The following is a 17,463-nucleotide window of genomic DNA, read 5'->3' on the forward strand; positions in this document are numbered from 1 at the left end:
TCAACTCCGTCGCCCGTCATGTCGATAGCTCACTAATGCCGAGTTCAACGGTTCGCATCATGGAGGCAGATCCAGATCCGTCTGCGTGTCGGATGAGTCCCCTTCCGGCGTTGTCGGTGATAAAACCGGTCGCAGCATGCGTCGCACGACGGGTTGCCATGACGATCAGGTCGGCGTTGCGGGCATGTTGTCGCAGGGCCGTGTTACCCACCTTATCGGACGAAATGTGGACACGACTCGAGGGCCACTGCAGACGCACGGCTTCTTCCACGCGCGCAAGGCAACCCGTGTCAAGGCTGTATAGAAGGATGACCAAACGTCCCATTTGGTCGTGTTCTATGGCTGAGGTGTTCTCGTCGTCGTCCCAGGCAAGGGTGAGCCCGACGTCATTGGAGACCAGCGCGGCGAGTCGCCGTAGTGCGGGGGACAATCTGTGCCGCAGGTGATGAAGCGGAGCGACCAGTGCGGCGACGAAGGTTTCGCGTTCGTCAGAGTCGGCGTTGGGCCCGGATGCAACCACATCTGCAATGTCGAGTACTCGAGGAGCTGCGCTGGCGGCGACCCACTGAGGCGCGTATGATCGTAGATCCGACAGCATGTCGCGGTATGGTGCGGCTGCCGGTGACGCACGTAGGAAGATCTCGAGCAGAGCGCAGATGGCGCCCAGATCATTGGGCCCGAATCGTTCTGCGACCATGTACTGGCGCAAAAGGGCCGCAGCCGTCTGCATCGCTGGATGGTTCAGCTCGTCGGCCTCGAGAAAGGCTGCGACGCCGGACAGCAGTCCGTCGGTCGCGATGTGTGGCAGATCATCAATCGCATCGGCGAGCGTCCCATCGTCCATCCACGCCGGAGTCCAGCGCTGAGAGTCCTCGAGGGCAAGTTCTGGAGATTGTGCTGCCGAGAGTTCCTGCACCCAGGTAAGCCACGAGTCGAGGACGGGGGAGCGGTCGTCGTCTCGGTCGGTTTCGTTGTCGGGGTCGACATCAACCGACGTGGCCGCGAGGTCGGTGTCAATCGATGGGCCGTCGTCAGCGCGATTGCCGCTGACCGGCCCTGTTTCGGGCAGCAGGATGCCGAGGATGTCTGGGGCGATCGCCGCGGTCGTGGCCAGTGCCGTCGCCAGGGCCGTTTCACCACGCGCGGCGGCGACGAGTGCTCCCACCGTTGCCGCATCGCGGTCGTTGCTGGTGGTGAGGCGGCCGTCCACGAGCATTGCTACATCGGGTTGCGCTTCTTGCACGGCGGCGATGGCTTCAGCCAGGTCCGCTGTCCTCAGCGGAAGGCTCAGGGTGGTGCGCGCCCAGGCGCCAAGCACTGCCTCGCGAACCGACACTGGCGGTTCGGAGTACACGATTGTAGGCAAGGCCCCATGCGCGAGGATGGTTCGATCCCGCCCGAGACGAGCTAGTCGCCGGATCTGTAGGTACGCGACGTTCTCGTGAGAGATTCCTGCGAAAGCTTCGATCTCCGCGAGAAGGGTTGCCGATGTCTCGGCGGATCCGTTGGCAAGGGCGAGTTCGAACTCGCGCAGCATCCTGCCGGTGGGGCGTGCCCGCGTGGGTAATCGCAGCGGTTGGCCGCGCAGCGAGTCAACCATGCGCTTGACGGCTTTGTATGCGTGTCCTGCCGTGGCTTGCGTTGGTCGCAGGATGAAGGTCGTGCCTGGTCCTACGAGGTCGAGAATCGATGCCTCGACTGGGTCTCGGGGGTTGAGGTGAGCGACGCGTCCGTCGAACGGGCACCAGTTGTGGGCGAGTGCGGCTTCGACCAACGGACGCACACGGCCAGCGTGGCCAGTATCCCAGCATATGACGTAATAGATCGCAGCCGGCCAGGATTGCTCGCGACGGGGCAATACAATTGGGCACTCGTCTCGAGTGGTCAACGCCTCGAGGAAAGGACCCAGCGATGCTGCTACTGGTTGCTGTTGATCCTTGTTCGGCCAGACCGTGTTGGGCGACGAGAAGAACCGTGACAGGAACTGCTCTGGATCTGGCTGCGTCATGATTGACCGCCGATCCATCGCGTACGAACGTCGAGTCGTTGGCGGGCTGCGTTGGCGGCCCCGACTTCAAGGTCGAGTGCTTCTTCGTTTCGCTGGGTTCCGTGCCATGTGAAGTTCATCGAGCCTTTCAGTACCCACGTCCAGCCGATCATGATCTTTTCGTGGAGGTCGTCGCTGGAATACAGGTGCAGGTTCTCCTTTACACACATTCGACTCAGTCGGTGGACGAAGGTCTCGTTGTGCGGATCGGTCCGAACGGCGACGTGTAGGTGGGTTCCGCGCTGGGTCAGGAGCGCGAACACCTCGGTGAGACTCAGGGAGGACCGTGCCTCTGTGCCGACAACTGCATCGAACTGGTGGATCGAGTTGTCGATGACGGTGATGTCCGATACCCAACCGGTGACAAGCCAGAACTCGTCGCTGGGTTGGAGCAGTTCGGACACGAGGGCAGCGGTGAGGACATCACCGATGGCGAGGCCGCTTCGGGGGCGGGTCCGAACTGTTCGGGTGGCGTTGTTCATTGCAGTTCCTCTGCGAGCGAGAGAACGGCACGCACCATCCCTCGCCGGTGGTGGATTCCGGTGACTCGCCCGAAAACCCGCAGTCCGTTGTGTTCGGCTGCGGTGACGATGGCCTGTCGAATGCATTCGGCCAGTACATCTTTATGGCGATAGGGTGCAGTGAGGACGACACGGCCACCGGTCTCGATGTACTGCGTGTACTCCATGAGCCACTGGGGTTGTGTGACGTCCACGGTGGCGCTTCTATCCCGGACGATGTCGTCAAGCACAAGGCGTTCGACCACAACATCGTCGCGGTAGGGGTGCCAATGTTCGAGCCGGCGCAATCGAGCTTGCGGACCTCGCAACCAGAGCAGTGAGAATGCTGAATCCGACGTGAGGGGTGCGATCCCGTATCCGAGGTCACCTTGACTGGCATGGAAAACGAGGGTGCGCGCGTCGATCTCGACCCCCAGGCGGGCCTCATGGTGTGTCCACGACTTTGCGAGGTCCGTGACGAGGCGATCAATCATCTGAGTCGATCCTGGACGCAGGAATCGGGCGGCGAATGTTGATACCAGCAGGTGTCCGGGTGGGCCGTCCGATTCCGTCCATGCGTTCAGGAGATCATCGAGAGCTTCGTCCATCTGTTTGGTTCCAGCAGCACCACGGAAGTGTGCAACCGCGTGCGCGATTGGGCTTGTCGAGTCGAGAAGGTTACCAAGCACTTCCTGCAGGGCATGGTCCACGTCTTCTGCGTCGGTAGGTGAGCATGCACGACTGACCGCGTCCCAGAACTGGCGTGGATCTTTGGTGTAGTCCCGGTTCAAGGCCTCGATAAGGCCGAGTCCGCCGATCGAGGTTTCCGACACGATGATCGTGTATGCGCGGACTGTCGCGTCGAACTCGACGTCGACGGCCAGGTCGCTGTCCTCGGCGTCGGGGATGCTCTCTTCGGCAGCGGCAAGGATGGCGTTGGCGAAGGTGTCGAGAAATACGCGATCGAGCAGGTCGGTGGTGTCGGAGTATAGGTCGGGGGATGCCAGCAGTTGGCCGTGTTCGTCCAGTACCGATCTGACAGTTGGATCCTCTGAGAGGGACAGGAGATCGGCGAGAGTCCGACCTGGATTGTCCGCGTCACTTTCGTCGGCTCGATACGCCACTGTCAGGAACTGTGGAAGATCGTCGGCCCACCGACCGTGCGTAAGGGTGGCCGGGATGTCGGTGGTGCGATGGTCCGCGAATCCGAGGGCGGTGAACGCATGCAGGTAGATCTCGGCGAGTCGTTCCCGCTGAAATAGGTTGGCGATTTCGTCGAGGCGTTCGTCCTCGAGTACGCGACGACGGAAGGCCAACGTCCGCCATGGCGCGCTATTCGCGAACTCGCGTAAGAACCCTTTGTCTGCGTTGGGGAGTCGGCCGGTGACGACCATAGCGTCGACATCGAGTTCAAATCCAAGTGCTGCTACTTGGCCATCAATTGCGTACCGGACATGGACGGGTTCGCGGGTTCCATTCGCTTTCAGCACTTCGCCATCGGATCCAATTGTCATCCGACGGACTTTGAGAGGGCTACCGCCTAGGTGTAGTGCGAACGCACACGTGTCCACGAAATCCGACCACACCGAGGGCGTCGGTATGTCTGCCTGATGTAGTGATGCCCGATCGAACTCGAATGTTGATCGCCACCGCGGTCTTGCGTTTGAGGAGTCTTCGACGTCCTCGGGGGGTGTACCTAACTTGATTGCCAAGGGCCGCACTACGTCGTAGCTCTGTCCCTCGGTGGTGGTCCATTTACCCAGTCGGTGGCCTCGTGCAACGATGTCGTTGAGTTCGAGGTAGTCCCATGGCGGCGGGGTCGGAAGCCAAGTACGTGCTCGGGCACTCGTGTAGCCGAAGCGGCGGCTTACCTTTCCCGGTACTGCTTCGCGCAGCGCTTGGGCGATAGGGGTGGGTGGTGGCGGTTGTTGACCGCCAAGTTCATCGGGGAGATCGAAATCCACGTCTGGACTGTTCAGGGAGGCGAACAGCGAGGCACTCATGAACTCGGGGAGAGGCGAACGCGGTACAGCGCCGGGGTCAATCTCGCCGCTGAGCGTTGTCCATCGTGATTCCAGTCGGCGCAATGCGGTGGGGACGACGGAGAGGAGCAGAGAGCGGGGCTCTTCCCATAACGCAGCCTGGACTTCAGTCGGTGTCAGCATCAGCGATCGGCGGAGATGCTCGGCAAGTTCCTGTTGGCGTTGTGCGTTGCCCAACAGTTCGGTCAACTCGCCGATGACATGCTTGGTTCTCGGGTTGGTCCAATTGCCTCGCGGTAGGGCAAGGATTTCTCGGACGTCAGCAAGTGCCCTGCGGCCGATCCAATCGAGCAGGGAGTGGGTGGCCTGCATCTTGATGACATAGCGGTTGTTGATCGGGAGTGTGCGCGCGTCGATCTCCGGATCCAGCAACTTCTCGTACGTCTGATAGGCAATCCGGTCACGGCCGTAGTCCGAGAGGACGACGGCCGTGATCGGTCGCATCTCGAGTCGCCGCCCCGCTCGTCCCCGTCGCTGCAGGAACGAGGCAAGGTCCCGGGGCGCTTTGTGCTGGATGACAGCGCCGACACGGGGGTCATTGAATCCGACCTCCAGCGATGAGGTGGCGGTGATGATGTCAGCGCTGGAGTCGGTGCCGGCGTCCTGGGAGGATGTCCGGGCGATTCGCAGCGGTCGGTCCATGCGGTGCAGATGCGCGGGTAGGTCCCACGACTGCCCATCGGCATACCTGTCGCCTGAGTGCGGCGCCTGCGGGTTACGGAGATCGGCCAGGACAGGGTCGCCGGGCCGGCCTGTTCGCTGTTTGATGCCCTCGGCGTTGCGAAGGTTGTCGTACAGACGGTTGATCACATCGAGGTTGTCGGTGAACGCGAATGCGACGGAGCCATAGTGGTGAGGGGTGGTGTCCAGTACACGACCCAGGAGCATGGCGGTTTGGATCGTGGTCGAGAGCAGGGAGGTTCCCGAGATGGGGTCACCGCGAAGGACAATGCCGTACTCGCGGCTGATCCGCAGCATGTCCCCGTCAGCGGGAGCGATCACCTCGACGTTGCTGCGATCGGTCCCTGTCAGGGTGGCGAAGAAGTCGCCGGCGTCGCGTAGCGTGGCGGACAGTCCCACCATTACCGGATTCGGTTCCCCCCGTCGGCTATTGGCGTGGCGCCATCGGCGGAGCATGAGGCCAACTTGCGCACCGTGGGTCCCTGAGTAGGTGTGGACCTCGTCGAGAAGTACGAGGCGAGTGCCGTTGGCGCCGCGCCATCCCAGCAATTTGCCCAGACCGTAGGACGTTGATTGCTGACTGAGCATCTCGGTGGAGCTGAACAGAATGTCGGGCGGATTCGCGGCCATCGATTCGCGAGTCAGAGCCAACGTGCCAGGCTGGGTCGAGTAGTTGCAAGTGGAGCAGGTGAGGCGTTCGTTGTGTGCGGCGCAGTCCACCTCTGACCATGTCAGTGTGCCGCGGCAACTATCGACAGGACACGTGAAGTAGGGGCAAACCCACCCCTGCCCTTGCCGCTTCCAACTCGACCAGCGCCCACCCAACTGGGTGGAGTCCTTGGGCGTGGCGCCGTACAGCAGTGCGATCCGCGCAGGGCGGGACCCGGGTCCGTTCAGTGGGCCCAATTGGTCGACTGTTTTCAGTGCCTCTCGTGCCTGGTCACGCAGCAATTCATTGCGTGGATATAGGGCCAGGGTGTGTGGCCCGGCCCGACGGGTGTCCGCAGTCGCGGCAATGTCCAGCAGAGCGGGGAGGTAGAAGGCGAGGGTCTTGCCGGATCCTGTTCCAGCGGTGATGATCCGGGCCGAGAGTCCGGGATCGACGAGCGCAGACAGTATTGAGGCGGTGGCATTGAGCTGAAACGACGCCAGGAGGGAATCGCCGACGATGCGCGCGAGTATGTCGGCGTGGACTGGAGACCACCCCGGCGTCGAGGCGAGACTGTTGCTGGCTTCGATGGGTGTGATTGAACGCCGTGGGTAGCGTCGCGGTGCTACGCGCAGTCGATAGTCGGCTACCAGGGTGCTCGAACTGCGCCACCAACCGGGGACGGCGGGATCCTTAGGCGGCCAAAGTTGGCGCAGTGTGCGGAGTAGGCGCAGCGTCTCGCCGAGTCTGGTCCGGTACCTCGGTGTCGATACCGGGAGACGGTGGAGTAGTCCCGTGTCCAGTAGGTGGCGAAGATACTCGTCAGCGGTCGGTAGGTCTTCGTGTGAACGCTTGGCATCAATATCCAACTGCGCATCGATGGCATTCTCAACCTCGTCTCGGCTGAGGAACCCATCGACAATGCCCCAGGACAGCAGACGAAGTTCGACATCCTCGAGCCGACTCAGGAGATCGCCGACACCGGACCAACGGTCGTTGGTCATGATAGAGCCAGGTACAGTTGGTCGGCCAGTGCCTCGTCACGCTGCAGAAGTAGAAGTTCCTCTTCGCTGAGATCGGCAAGGCGTACGCGGCCGTTCCCGAACTTTGCGAGGATGACATCGAGATCCGACGTACCGACGTCGGCGAGGATCTCTTGTACCGACTCGAGCGTTGTCACAAACACTGTGATATCTGAGGCGGTAAACTTCGACATGTCAGCAGTCTTTTTCAGATCGCTGATCCGCGCAATCACATCCGACCGTGTGGATGCACCGAGTCGTGGAATGAGGCTCTGCGGAAGTTGAGCGATGGACGCATCAGCCCACGACTTCCACGCCAACTTGTTGTCGGCCGCAATCGCTGCATACGCCGTGGTGACGTCCCTCGTTCGGGCAGTAAGAAACTGAAGTGTCGGGCGACCGATGCTCTCGACTTGCTCGCGCAGCTTCGTGGCCGGCTTGGCCAGTCCTTCGATGGGATGGACGGGGGCGCCGACCTCGTTGAGTTTGCTATGCAGGCGGAGAGTCGTACCCAACGTGGTGATTTCGGTTTGCAGCTTTCCCAGCGCAGTCTTGATCTGGTTCTGCGCTTGCTGTTCTTGCTCGGTCTCACTACGCGCGCGTGACAGCGCGCTGAGCCGCCGGGCCCGGATCGCCAAACTGGTGTCGACAGTGTCCTCAGCCATGAGGCTCGGTCTCCTCGATTGTCGCGAACCACTGCGTGATGGTGGCCATTACTTGTTCGTCGATGTCTGCCGTGGTCCCGGTGTCGGCTTCCGCGCTGGCGATTCCCGCCTCGATCCAGTTCGCGCTGTAGTCGAGGTAGTCCGCGATGGCGGGTAGGTCAGCCCCTGCATCCGTGCCCACGGTGCTGAGTCGTGGAAGACCGCTCTGTGTCTTGGCGGACTCGACGAGTCTCGTGATCGTCGACATTGCGCTCTGATCCCAGGAGCGGGCATCCTCGTTTCGTGCAAGGACGCTGGCAAGGTTCTCGCGGACCTTGACATATCCGTGGCTCTGGCCGGTGCGGGTTGCTTCGGAAGTGGCGTCAATTGTTTCGATCAACGTCACTCCGGTTGGGAGGTGCTTGCGAATGCGATCGAGCAAGGACTGCCAGTACTCGAGCTGCGAGTCGGTGGCGCGGGTCAGTTCCTTCAGTTTCCGGTGCGCTTCCTTGCACCATGAGGGCACATCGATCTCGTCGTTCGAGGCGGCGAGGACCTTTGCCTTCCGCACGATGAGTGTCATCCGATAAGGGGCTACGGCGTACACGGCTCCAGTTACGCCTTGGGAGGGACCGACTGCGCTGAGGAAGTACTTGACTACGTCCTTGCGCTGCGAGACGTAGGCGTTGTAGGCGGCCTGCCAGTTTGGTGAACGCGCCGCATTGTCGGCCCGTGGTGTGGTCGGGTCGTCCCAAAGTGCGGCGTTGATGTAGTCGAGGTCGGCGGCCTTCCGGGGGAGGTGTCCACAGGCAGCGGCACCTTTGATCAACGACGCGGTTGCCTTCACCAAGGAATCCTCGTCGACAGCCAGCACGTCGAGGATCCGCCGCTTGGCTTCGTCGACATGTTCGGAGACGATCTGATCCAGGCGGGGTAGGCCCGGCCCGGCCTGTTGCCAGAGGCCAGCGCGGATGAACAGGAGGCCACGGAACATCATTGCGGTGCGGGCGTCGCGCGACAGTCGCACGACGGGTTCCGCGTTGATATTCTCGTTGGCACCTTCAATGGATACTCCTCGCGCGTTTTCCGGTACCGCCTTCTTCAGAGTTTCCGCAGTGGGCTCTTTGATGACGGTGTCGAACCATTGAACCCGCGCAAGCAGGGCTTCACGGACAATGGATCGCAGGTCGTTAGCCAGTCCCTGGGGAAGGGTCGTCCCAGTGGACCAGGCGTCGACGTCTTCGAGATCCTTCCGCAATGATGGGGGTAGGGTGCCGTCTGGCCCTCGCGTCTTCCCTTTGTCTGGGCCGCGGACTGGATCCGAGCCCGGTTTGGTCCGATCGACAAGGTCGCTGGGGATTGGTTGTTGGGAGAACGCTCGGAGGACGCCAGCATCGATTTGCTCGGTTCCCTCGCGTCCCCAGAATGTCAGCAGCGTCTCGATTCGGCCAGCTTCCGGATCGGGGAAGGCATTCTCGATCCGCTCCCTGACTTGGGTGGGTAGAAAGGGCAGTGCGGCCCTCGCCGACTCGTCTCTGAGCAGCGCCGCCGGAGGAAAAACTCCGTCACGGATCGTGCGAATGTTGTCGGTGAGGACATCGCGAACTGCTCGTGCCAGGACTCTGCGTGGGTTGAAAACGATCCGTTCGCCGTCCGTGTCCGCGCAGGCTCGCACGGCGCGAATGAGCGCTGCCTGGTTGTATGGATACAGGCCGTAGCCCTGCCCCGACGCGCCGAAGGCGGTGTGGCAGGGGGCCTGGAACTGGCATTCGCTGCACGCGTTGGGCACGCTGGGTGCTGACTTCTCGAGTTCCGTCCTGCCTACTCGGGCTGCATTCAGGTACCGACCGAAGAAGTCGACAAAGTCCTGCTCTTCTACTCCATTGGCGTCGAGGTCGACCTCGACGCGATACGTAGGGGACGATCCCTCGGCGCGGGTTCGGAATGTGTCCGGCAGTTTTTGATAGTAGCCCGGCGTGACCGCCATCATCGTGCGGACGGTCGCGTACTTCTCGACGCCCTGGACAACGCCCACTTCGACGATGGCATCCAGGAGATCTCGGCGGACGCCTTGGATGAGTGCGACATCCTCGATCAGTAGTACGATCTCGTGGCCGACGAACTTCTCGCGGATGCGCTTGAACGCCTGGCTGACATCGCCGACGTTGAGGCTGGCTGCCTTCGTCACTGCAGTGTCAAGGACCTTGTTGAGGAGGCGGACGGCCTCCGTCTGCAAGGTTGGATTTGAGAGTCGGCCGAAGATCTTCCGAGTGGCCGCCGCGGCATCTCCGATGTTGGCGTAGTCGCCGATATCGGTCGGCAACTCGGCTGTCGTGAATTCGAGTGGCACGTCGGGTTCGGATTCGTCGCGGCCATACAGCGAATACCGCGCCCGCCGCTTGATGAACGAATCGGGACGAAGCAAGTGATCGCGAAAGAGCGGGTCGAGAAAGAACAATCGCAACCCGTTGTCGCCCACGAGTGTCCTCGCTAGCGGCGTATCGGCTTCCAGCGTACGCAACACTTCTGCGAGCTCCAGAAGGATCCGTTGCTCCATTTCCTCCTGTGTCATGCCAGCTCCGAGGCTGGAGAGTTTGCCGCGGATTTCGTCGAATTCAGGGTCCGTTTGGTTGAGAAGGAGCTTCTCGATAACGTCCTTCAGGCTTGTCTCGGTCTTCTGTAGGTAGATCACATGGCGGTGGGGCGTTTCCGTGATGTTGGCGTCCATCCAGCGAACCAGGTGCGATTTGCCGGCCCCGGATTCTCCTAGCACAGTTGCAATGAGCACGCCGTTGGTTGGTGAGGAATTGAGAAACTCGTCGAGGATCTGCTCCTCGGTCACGTACTCGGACGTCCTATGGCCGCTGATATCACCACGTTGCCGGGTGACACGCAGCGGTGAGTGAGTCGCGAGCAGCACAGCTTCGGACTGAGTCGCGGCCTCGGTGGGAATCGTCGCGGTGACGGTGTCAGCAGACCAGCATACGTAGTTGATTTGCTCACTCATCGTGGTCGTCATCCTCCGATTGTCACAGCCGAGACGTAGCGGTCGCGCCCGTGGTCGCGCGCGTCAGGTAGAGCCACCACCCCGGATGGGTCGGACTGATAGGTCATCGACAGGACGCCGCGCTCTTCCGCGCACGACAACGCCAGTCCGAGTGCGCGCATGCCGGTGTCGACGTCCTCCTCGAGTCCGTCATAGGTGGCGTGTGGATGCCCTGGTAGAACTGGTAGTTCACTGCGTAGAAAATCGAGAAACTGCTGGACGGGGATCTGTTCACCGATCGGTAGTGGCGGACCTACGGGATGGGAGATCACGTCGACGACCGCGTCGGTCGGGTCAGCCACGATCCTTCCCGTTGCATTCTGCTTGGCTGGAACCATGATTTTCAGTGCGGGCCGACTGAAGCCGAGTGCCTGGCTCCACCAACTGAACCCGTTCCACCGCGTGTCGTTTGTGAACAAACCTGCTGGCATCGAGGTTTGGGTGTCTCTCCAGTGCAGTGGTTGGGTGGGAATCTGTCGCATGAGCCACACGAGGCCGCGACGGAGGTCTGGTGCCCCTTCTGCTTCCTGGCCAATCGTCTCGGGTGGAACCACGAGGCGGTGCCGGAGGCGGCGCATGAAGTCGGCTACATCCCTCACTGTTTCGGCGCTGTGAAGGTCGTCGGAGTCCCGGTGTACGAGGCCGAACTCCCGCAGTCCATGCAGTGCGCGGTCGGCATGCGCACCGCTCTGTGGTATCGCACTTCGCATCGAGGTCGGAGTCACCAGGTTGAGTACTTGGTCCTTGCTCAGGTCGGGGTTGTCCATGATCGTTCGATGGATGATCCACATTGCCTGAGGAAGGCACAGGGCTGGGCTGGGGTTCAGAACGTCCATTACATACTTTCCAGTAGTGCGTCGGCGGAGACGCTGGTGGTCACCCCGGTGACGTCCCGAAGCAGGTTTCCCGGTCGATCAGGATCGGGTGTCGAGTCGGGTCCCAGGATGTAGCTGACCAGTCCAAGGTCGAGTCGCTCACGTACCGCGGGGTCGAGATTGCCATTTGGTAGGACAAAGACCATCGGCCCCGGGTAGTGCTCCGACAGGCGCAGGTGCGAATCCGCCTCATCGAGAATGATCGGTGTATGTGGCACCGCGGACTGCAGTCTGTCGGCATCGGCAGGCGTCAGGCCAGAGAACACGTTGATTTTTTTCTGGGCCAGGCGGACGAGCAACGGTTCGGTATCTTGCCCTTCGCTGAATCGGATGAAAAGTCCGGGGCAGTTTCCACGCCACGTGCTCAAGGGATCGGCGAGAGCGTGTGAGGCCGGCAAGAAGGGGTTGGGTTCCTGAGGGTCGGTGCCTGGTGATGATGCGGGATCACGTCGGCAGGCGGGGCATCCCCTGCACGCCGGCGATGTCAGAAGGGTGCCGCCGTCGTGGTGCACTCGATAGTGGCGCGCGATCACGCGTCCGACGCATTCCTCGCCGGTCATGAGAGTGGCCGAAGCATCCAGTGCTGCTGCTTGTGCTGTATTTACCCTCTCGCGCACCTCTTTCAGGGCCCGAATCCATCCGGTCTCGCCCTGTAAGTCTCCGCGGAGCAGCTCAAACTCGATGAAGTCATCGATGTTGGCGTAGAACGCCTCACGCGCTTGCGTGTCGGCATCAGCAGTCGCTCCTTCTGTTGGAACCCATTGCGGCGGTCGGAGGCGGACGATCCCTGCTTGTGCCATCAACGTCAGTGTGCGCACGTTCCAACTGGCGCTGCGGCCGTACCCCTCGGTCATGTACTCCGGCAGGGTGCTCTTCTGCACTCGGTATCGCAGCGTACGGACCTCGGTGCCTGAGCTGAGGAGTCTTCGCCAGCGGTCCCATCCCTTGTCGTCGCCGATCATGGTTACCCTGCTCAGTCGCTCCGCGATCTGCTTGCCGCCGGGGCCGCTGCAGAGGTACGCAACCGCCGGTCGCCCGTCTCGTCCCGCACGACCGACCTCCTGGTAGAAGCGGTCGACTGTTTCGGGCAGGCAGGCATGCACCACGGTGCGTACGTTCGGCATGTCGAGTCCCAGGCCGAATGCAGATGTTCCGACAATGACATCGAGGCTCGTCGCTCCACTCTGCCCCGAGGGGGCGAGTCCGCGCCAGCGGGCCATGACTGAATTACGTTCAGCCTCGGTAGATTTGCCGGTCACGCAGCCGACGCGGGCGAGGCCCCTCTCGTGAAGTCGGGTGGTCCAACTCTCTGCGTCGTCGACTTTGGACGTGTAGAGGATCAGCGGACGGGGAAGTGTGGTCACGGCTTTCAGAATTGCTTGGTTGCGTTCTTCTTCGTCGCCGAGGGCGTCGAAGAAGAACGCCGGTTCTGTGCGAAGTTCTGATCCCCAGACCAGGTCCGCCTTCTCGTCGTCGACTGCGAACAGGCTGGTGAGCAGGTCGAGCGGCTTCTGCGACAACGTCGCACTGAGGAGCAGCACCGAAGGCTTCTTTCCCACTGGTGCTCTCTCGTGCGCTTCACGGATCAGTCCGGGCATCGTCTGGAATTCCGGCCTGAAGTCGGCGCCCCACTGGTCGACCAGGTGTGCCTCGTCGATGACGACCTGCTGCAAGAATCCGGCATCGGCACAGTCGAGCACGGCGGCAGCGAGGCCTGTTACGAACGCCTCCGGTGAGGTGTACAGCAGGCGCTGTGTACCGGATCGAATCTGTTCGCGGAGGTCCTTCTTTGTCTGGCCATCGAGTGAGCCAACGTAGGCGTACCGATTCAGTGGGCTGAGTGGTTGTCCTCGGTGCTGCGCAGCCTCTCGTGTCCGTCGTTCCATGTCGAGAGCGAGGACGATGGTTGGGACGACGACAATCGTGACTCCGTGAACGGAGAGTAGCGTCTTCGACCAGGCGACGGCAGTCTTACCGCGTCCTGTCGGAAGCGCGATGACCAGTGCCCCGTTCTCGTTCAGTACTGCAGCCCGAGCAGCCTGACGTTGGGTCTCCCCGCGGTAGGAGTTGTACTGATGCGCCTGCCTCCAAAACGGGTCGGCAGGTAGCTGTGTTGCGTTCTCTGAATCCACATCTCGGTACACGGCACGGACTTGGTCGCGTGCGAGTTCCTCGGCTGCGGGAGTGCTATTCCGGCTTGGGGGATGCCAATCGAGCGCCCGAATTGCCAGGCGCCCGTCGGTCAGCGGGTTTGAGGAGCACTCCGCTTCTCGCCACTGCTCCGCCGTTGGCCATGATGGATCCGATGGAACCGCCAACACGGGAACTCCGCCATACGTGGTGTGGGACGTCAGCAAGACTTGCCGAATCAAGCCGGCGGCATCACGCCAGTGCGCCGCGCCACTGCCCAGGCCATCCATCGCGTCGAGAAGTCGGAGGCACGCGTCACTGCAATCCCAATCCGGGTCCACCACTATGGGGTGGGGCCAGGCTGCCAGTGCGGATTGAGTTACTGAAAGGTCGTTACGCGACATAGTCCGACCAAGGCTGCGTAGACAGGACTACACAACTGACCGTTGTCAGCCTGATTGTTGGGTTCGTGACGGCCTTTTCGATTGCATGACCGATTGCCACCTCGGCGTCCAATGCGCGTGGGTCGCTGACCAGGCCGGCCGCTTGAGTTCGAGCGCGACTCTGGGCGAGGACTCGTCCCGTTTCGGTTCGTACGTTGTCTGCGGCCTTGCCACACACGTCGAGGAGGTCTGCTGCTGCCTGCAGGTGATCGAGTGCGATCTGGTAGCAGGATTTCGCGACAACCTCGAAGTTCTTCTCGCCTCCGATGACGGTGTGGAGAGCGGAAATTCGCTCGGGGTTGAGGTTGGTGTCGCGGCCGCCGTCCTTCATGGGCAGGGACAGGTAGGCGGCCAGTTGGGAATTGTCCAGGACGTCACTCGAGGTCGCCGGCACCCAGATTCGGTGTTGTTGGGGTCGCAACACGTTGTCTGCTCGGCGTCGCGCAATTGGTTCGATCGTACGATCGTCGCCAATTGTGCCGACAATTGGTCCCGTATCGGCCTCGATAATGAAATCGAAGCCGAAGAACGCATGCGGTTCTTCGTATCCTGGGCACCGTCGCCACATCGCGGCAGCCTGTCCACGATCGTCGAATGCCAGTAGCTTCTCGACCCCATCGATGAAGGGGTTGCCGCGCCGGAACAGGCGCCGTGTTGGCTTCAGTTTCCAACGGTCGAAGAAGCCACTGCGGACTGCCTCGACCGTCATGAGTTTGGTGAGTAGTCGGACGCTGACGAGAGGATCTGCCTTTGGATGGCGTTCGAAGGTGATACTGCCATCGCTGTTCTCTCGACCGTGGAGTCGAATGCCTTCGGCTCCTTCGATGAGTTGGCGGTAGGGGCGTTCGATTTGGTCGGGCTTCTCCTCGTACAGGGCGATGGCCAGCGCCATCGCCGCGCCGTCGGCGTGGGTGCCGTAACTCGACTCGAGCGCATCGATCTCGTTGATCCGCCGCTTCTCCCGAAGGAGTTCACTCTGGATTGAGTCGGAACTCGCGAGAAAGCCCTCAATGCCGTCCGTGAGCATCGTGCTCCAGACATCGCGGGCCAGATCGTCGACCACTTCTTGCATCGCCGAGATTGATTCGGTGAATATTCCGAAGCCGTTGGCGAGTACCTTCATCCAGGCGGTTGGAACGCCCTCGGCGTCGGCATCTGCAATCACGAATTGCGCCGCCGGCGGTTTGTTGCTGTAGCGGTCCACACGTCCGATACGTTGCTCGAGTGAGTTGGCGTTCCAGGGCATCCTGACGTGAACAACCAGTGTTGCATCCTGGAAGTTGTGGCCCACGTCGCCGCTGTCGTCGGTGATCAGGATTCCACCGGTCGAGCGCCAGCGGTCGACTTCCTCCTTCCCAGTTTGTTCAGGCTTCCCGTTCAACAGCTCATGAACCCGCACTGCAGGGGCGTCGCTTCGCAGGCGGGCGGCAAGTTCGGCGGCGAGCGTGCCACGGCCGCAGAAAACGATGGCCTGTCCGGGCACTTTGCACGCCGCGTTGACCCGTGCGGCGAGAGCGACGACACCGCCCATTCCTATCGAGTCGCGCAGAACCTCGGTGAGGCTGGACTCGAATGGCAGCGCCGGTGCGGCGTCCAATATTGCCTTCTCCGTGACCTGGAGAACGTCGGTGTCGACTCCGTGGACCCGATAGTCGAGTGCTGCGAGCAAATCGCTTGCAGGGCCGCCGGTTCGTGATACAAGCACTCCCAGGGCGAGGCCGTATGGCGCGGGATCGAGTTCGTCATCGAGTACAGCGGCCGCGACACCGGTGGTCCACTGGGCAACGAGACTCGCTGCGGCATCGGTCTCGGGTGCATCCAGGCGCAACACCGCAGGGCGCTTGCGCCCAGCGAGTTCGAACGGTGCGAGCAGGCCGTCGTCGTCGAGTCGCTCCATCTCGATGTTGTGTCTGCGGTTGCGAATGACGCGATGGTGGAGGCGGTAGGTCTCTGAGACGTGTGTTCGCACGGTTGCGACACTTCGCCTGAGGGCGTCGATGTCGACGGTTTCGGGATCGGTTCCAGGCGGTCCGAACAATTGCATCGCGTCGTCGACGGCGGCACTGAGCGTGACGTCGTGGGGGACCAGGTTCAAGATCTCGTCGAATTGCAACTGGAGCAACTCGGGGTTGTCGGCATCGGGTTCTTCGTCGAGGCCGAAGATCGCCACCGCCAACTCTCGGCGTGCCTCGAGCAGATGCTCGAACTCTTCCCGGGCTTCCCAGCGGAACAACTGAGGGTCGAGCAAATTCAGCAGCGCCAGGTGGGTCGAACTGCTGCGGGAGAACGGTGTTGCAGACAACAACAACAGGCGTGGCGCCCGATGAGCGAGCATCGCCAGTTCCCGGTACGGGGAGTCCATCGGGCCCGTCGTCCGGGCGAGCAGATGGGCCTCGTCGATGACGAGCATGTCGACGCCCAAGAGATCGACCCATCGGTCGGGTTCGCTGTGCGGGACGATCTGGAACGGCAGCCTGCCATTCGAGAGGGGGAAGTCGTCGAGATAGAACTTGTCGAGCAGTTCGGAACGCCATTGTCCCACGAGCGCATCCGGCACGATGATGCCGATCCGCCTTCCGGGGGCGTCGAGCAGGAGTTGACGCATGACGAATCCAGCCTGGATTGTCTTGCCCATCCCCACTTCATCGGCAAGGAGGTAGCGCTGCACAGGATCGCGGATGATCCGCAGTGCTGCGCTTATCTGGTGTGCATGGAGACGTACGCCAGCCGACATGATGCCAGTTGCCGACGCTGTTGCCCTTCTCTCTGCCAGCAGCAGGCGCCGCACAGGTTCACGAGCGTCACGATAGCGCGGTGTCTCGTTGGCCTGCGACAGGAGGACTTGCAGGGGGTCGTGGGTCGGGCGTTCCCAACGCACCCGAAGCAAGTTTTCTGGCACCTGCAGATCCACTTCCACGTTTGGAAGTCGAACGTAGTAGATGTCTGGTCCGCCACCGATGACACGCCCCGCCCGCCACCGGTGCTGTGCATCTTGGAAGAACACGCGGGACTGCGTTCCTAGGCGGACTCGTTGGACGTCAGCGAGTGGCACCCAGCGAGCCTCAACTACGGGTTGGGCGGGGGATTCAAACTGCTCGAGTCGGACTTGCCCGTCTGTGATCTCGCCAATCCGTGCGATATCGGACGTGCCGCGCTGAACGACGAGTTTGCCCACGTCTGAGTTCGTCATCGCACCTCGCCGATCATTACGAGGCGTCCCGAAACAGATTTGACGGCCGCGGTGTGGTGCGCAATTAACAGTTGAGCAGCATGCCGAACCGTTGGCTTCTGAGTGAACCAGCAAGTTGCGCCGCCCAAGGTTGCTCTCCTGTCTGGGGATCTCATGACAATCTGTTTGGTTGCGGATCACTGTTTCGCGCGAAC

Annotated in this window: 8 protein-coding genes; all 8 read right to left on the minus strand. The window is 61.7% G+C overall.

Translation table 11 applies throughout. The features are described 5' to 3' along the window. Positions 1–16 precede the first annotated feature (16 nt). The 8 genes from ACFWQG_RS06555 to dpdE are packed head-to-tail and all read right to left on the minus strand — an operon-like array spanning position 17 to position 17,269. Positions 17–2,008 carry a hypothetical protein gene (locus ACFWQG_RS06555; RefSeq protein ID WP_378506791.1) on the minus strand — a complete coding sequence of 664 codons (1,992 nt, stop codon included), beginning with the start codon at positions 2,006–2,008 and terminating at the stop codon, positions 17–19. Beyond that, positions 2,005–2,529, minus strand: coding sequence for a phospholipase D-like domain-containing protein DpdK (gene dpdK / locus ACFWQG_RS06560; protein WP_378506792.1), 525 nt, complete (start codon positions 2,527–2,529; stop codon positions 2,005–2,007). The genes ACFWQG_RS06555 and dpdK overlap by 4 nt, the downstream gene beginning before the upstream one ends. Then, positions 2,526–6,923, minus strand: a complete 4,398-nt coding sequence (dpdJ, locus tag ACFWQG_RS06565) for a protein DpdJ (protein WP_378506793.1) — start codon at positions 6,921–6,923, stop codon at positions 2,526–2,528. The genes dpdK and dpdJ overlap by 4 nt, the downstream gene beginning before the upstream one ends. Then, positions 6,920–7,606 (minus strand): hypothetical protein, encoded by a 687-nt coding sequence (locus tag ACFWQG_RS06570; RefSeq protein ID WP_378506794.1) that lies wholly within the window; start codon positions 7,604–7,606, stop codon positions 6,920–6,922. The genes dpdJ and ACFWQG_RS06570 overlap by 4 nt, the downstream gene beginning before the upstream one ends. Further along, positions 7,599–10,604 carry a protein DpdH gene (gene dpdH, locus ACFWQG_RS06575; protein ID WP_378506795.1) on the minus strand — a complete coding sequence of 1,002 codons (3,006 nt, stop codon included), beginning with the start codon at positions 10,602–10,604 and terminating at the stop codon, positions 7,599–7,601. Before dpdH ends, ACFWQG_RS06570 begins: the two co-directional genes overlap by 8 nt. Further along, positions 10,601–11,467 (minus strand): hypothetical protein, encoded by an 867-nt coding sequence (locus tag ACFWQG_RS06580; protein WP_378506796.1) that lies wholly within the window; start codon positions 11,465–11,467, stop codon positions 10,601–10,603. Before ACFWQG_RS06580 ends, dpdH begins: the two co-directional genes overlap by 4 nt. Then, positions 11,467–14,040, minus strand: coding sequence for a protein DpdF (gene dpdF / locus ACFWQG_RS06585; RefSeq protein WP_378506797.1), 2,574 nt, complete (start codon positions 14,038–14,040; stop codon positions 11,467–11,469). The genes ACFWQG_RS06580 and dpdF overlap by 1 nt, the downstream gene beginning before the upstream one ends. Beyond that, positions 14,030–17,269: a protein DpdE gene (dpdE, locus tag ACFWQG_RS06590; RefSeq protein ID WP_378506798.1), complete on the minus strand. Its 3,240-nt coding sequence runs from the start codon at positions 17,267–17,269 to the stop codon at positions 14,030–14,032. The genes dpdF and dpdE overlap by 11 nt, the downstream gene beginning before the upstream one ends. Positions 17,270–17,463: the final 194 nt, after the last annotated feature.

It is taken from the genome of Rhodococcus sp. NPDC058532, from assembly GCF_042719255.1.
Lineage (GTDB): Bacteria > Actinomycetota > Actinomycetes > Mycobacteriales > Mycobacteriaceae > Rhodococcus_G.

Excerpts from the sequence above, each read along its gene's own strand:
- ACFWQG_RS06555 (WP_378506791.1), bottom strand. The coding sequence starts at position 2,008 with ATGACGCAGCCAGATCCAGAGCAGTTCCTGTCACGGTTCTTCTCGTCG.
- ACFWQG_RS06580 (WP_378506796.1), bottom strand. The coding sequence starts at position 11,467 with ATGGACGTTCTGAACCCCAGCCCAGCCCTGTGCCTTCCTCAGGCAATG.
- ACFWQG_RS06570 (WP_378506794.1), bottom strand. The coding sequence starts at position 7,606 with ATGGCTGAGGACACTGTCGACACCAGTTTGGCGATCCGGGCCCGGCGG.
- dpdK (WP_378506792.1), bottom strand. The coding sequence starts at position 2,529 with ATGAACAACGCCACCCGAACAGTTCGGACCCGCCCCCGAAGCGGCCTC.
- dpdF (WP_378506797.1), bottom strand. The coding sequence starts at position 14,040 with ATGTCGCGTAACGACCTTTCAGTAACTCAATCCGCACTGGCAGCCTGG.
- dpdE (WP_378506798.1), bottom strand. The coding sequence starts at position 17,269 with ATGACGAACTCAGACGTGGGCAAACTCGTCGTTCAGCGCGGCACGTCC.
- dpdH (WP_378506795.1), bottom strand. The coding sequence starts at position 10,604 with ATGACGACCACGATGAGTGAGCAAATCAACTACGTATGCTGGTCTGCT.
- dpdJ (WP_378506793.1), bottom strand. The coding sequence starts at position 6,923 with ATGACCAACGACCGTTGGTCCGGTGTCGGCGATCTCCTGAGTCGGCTC.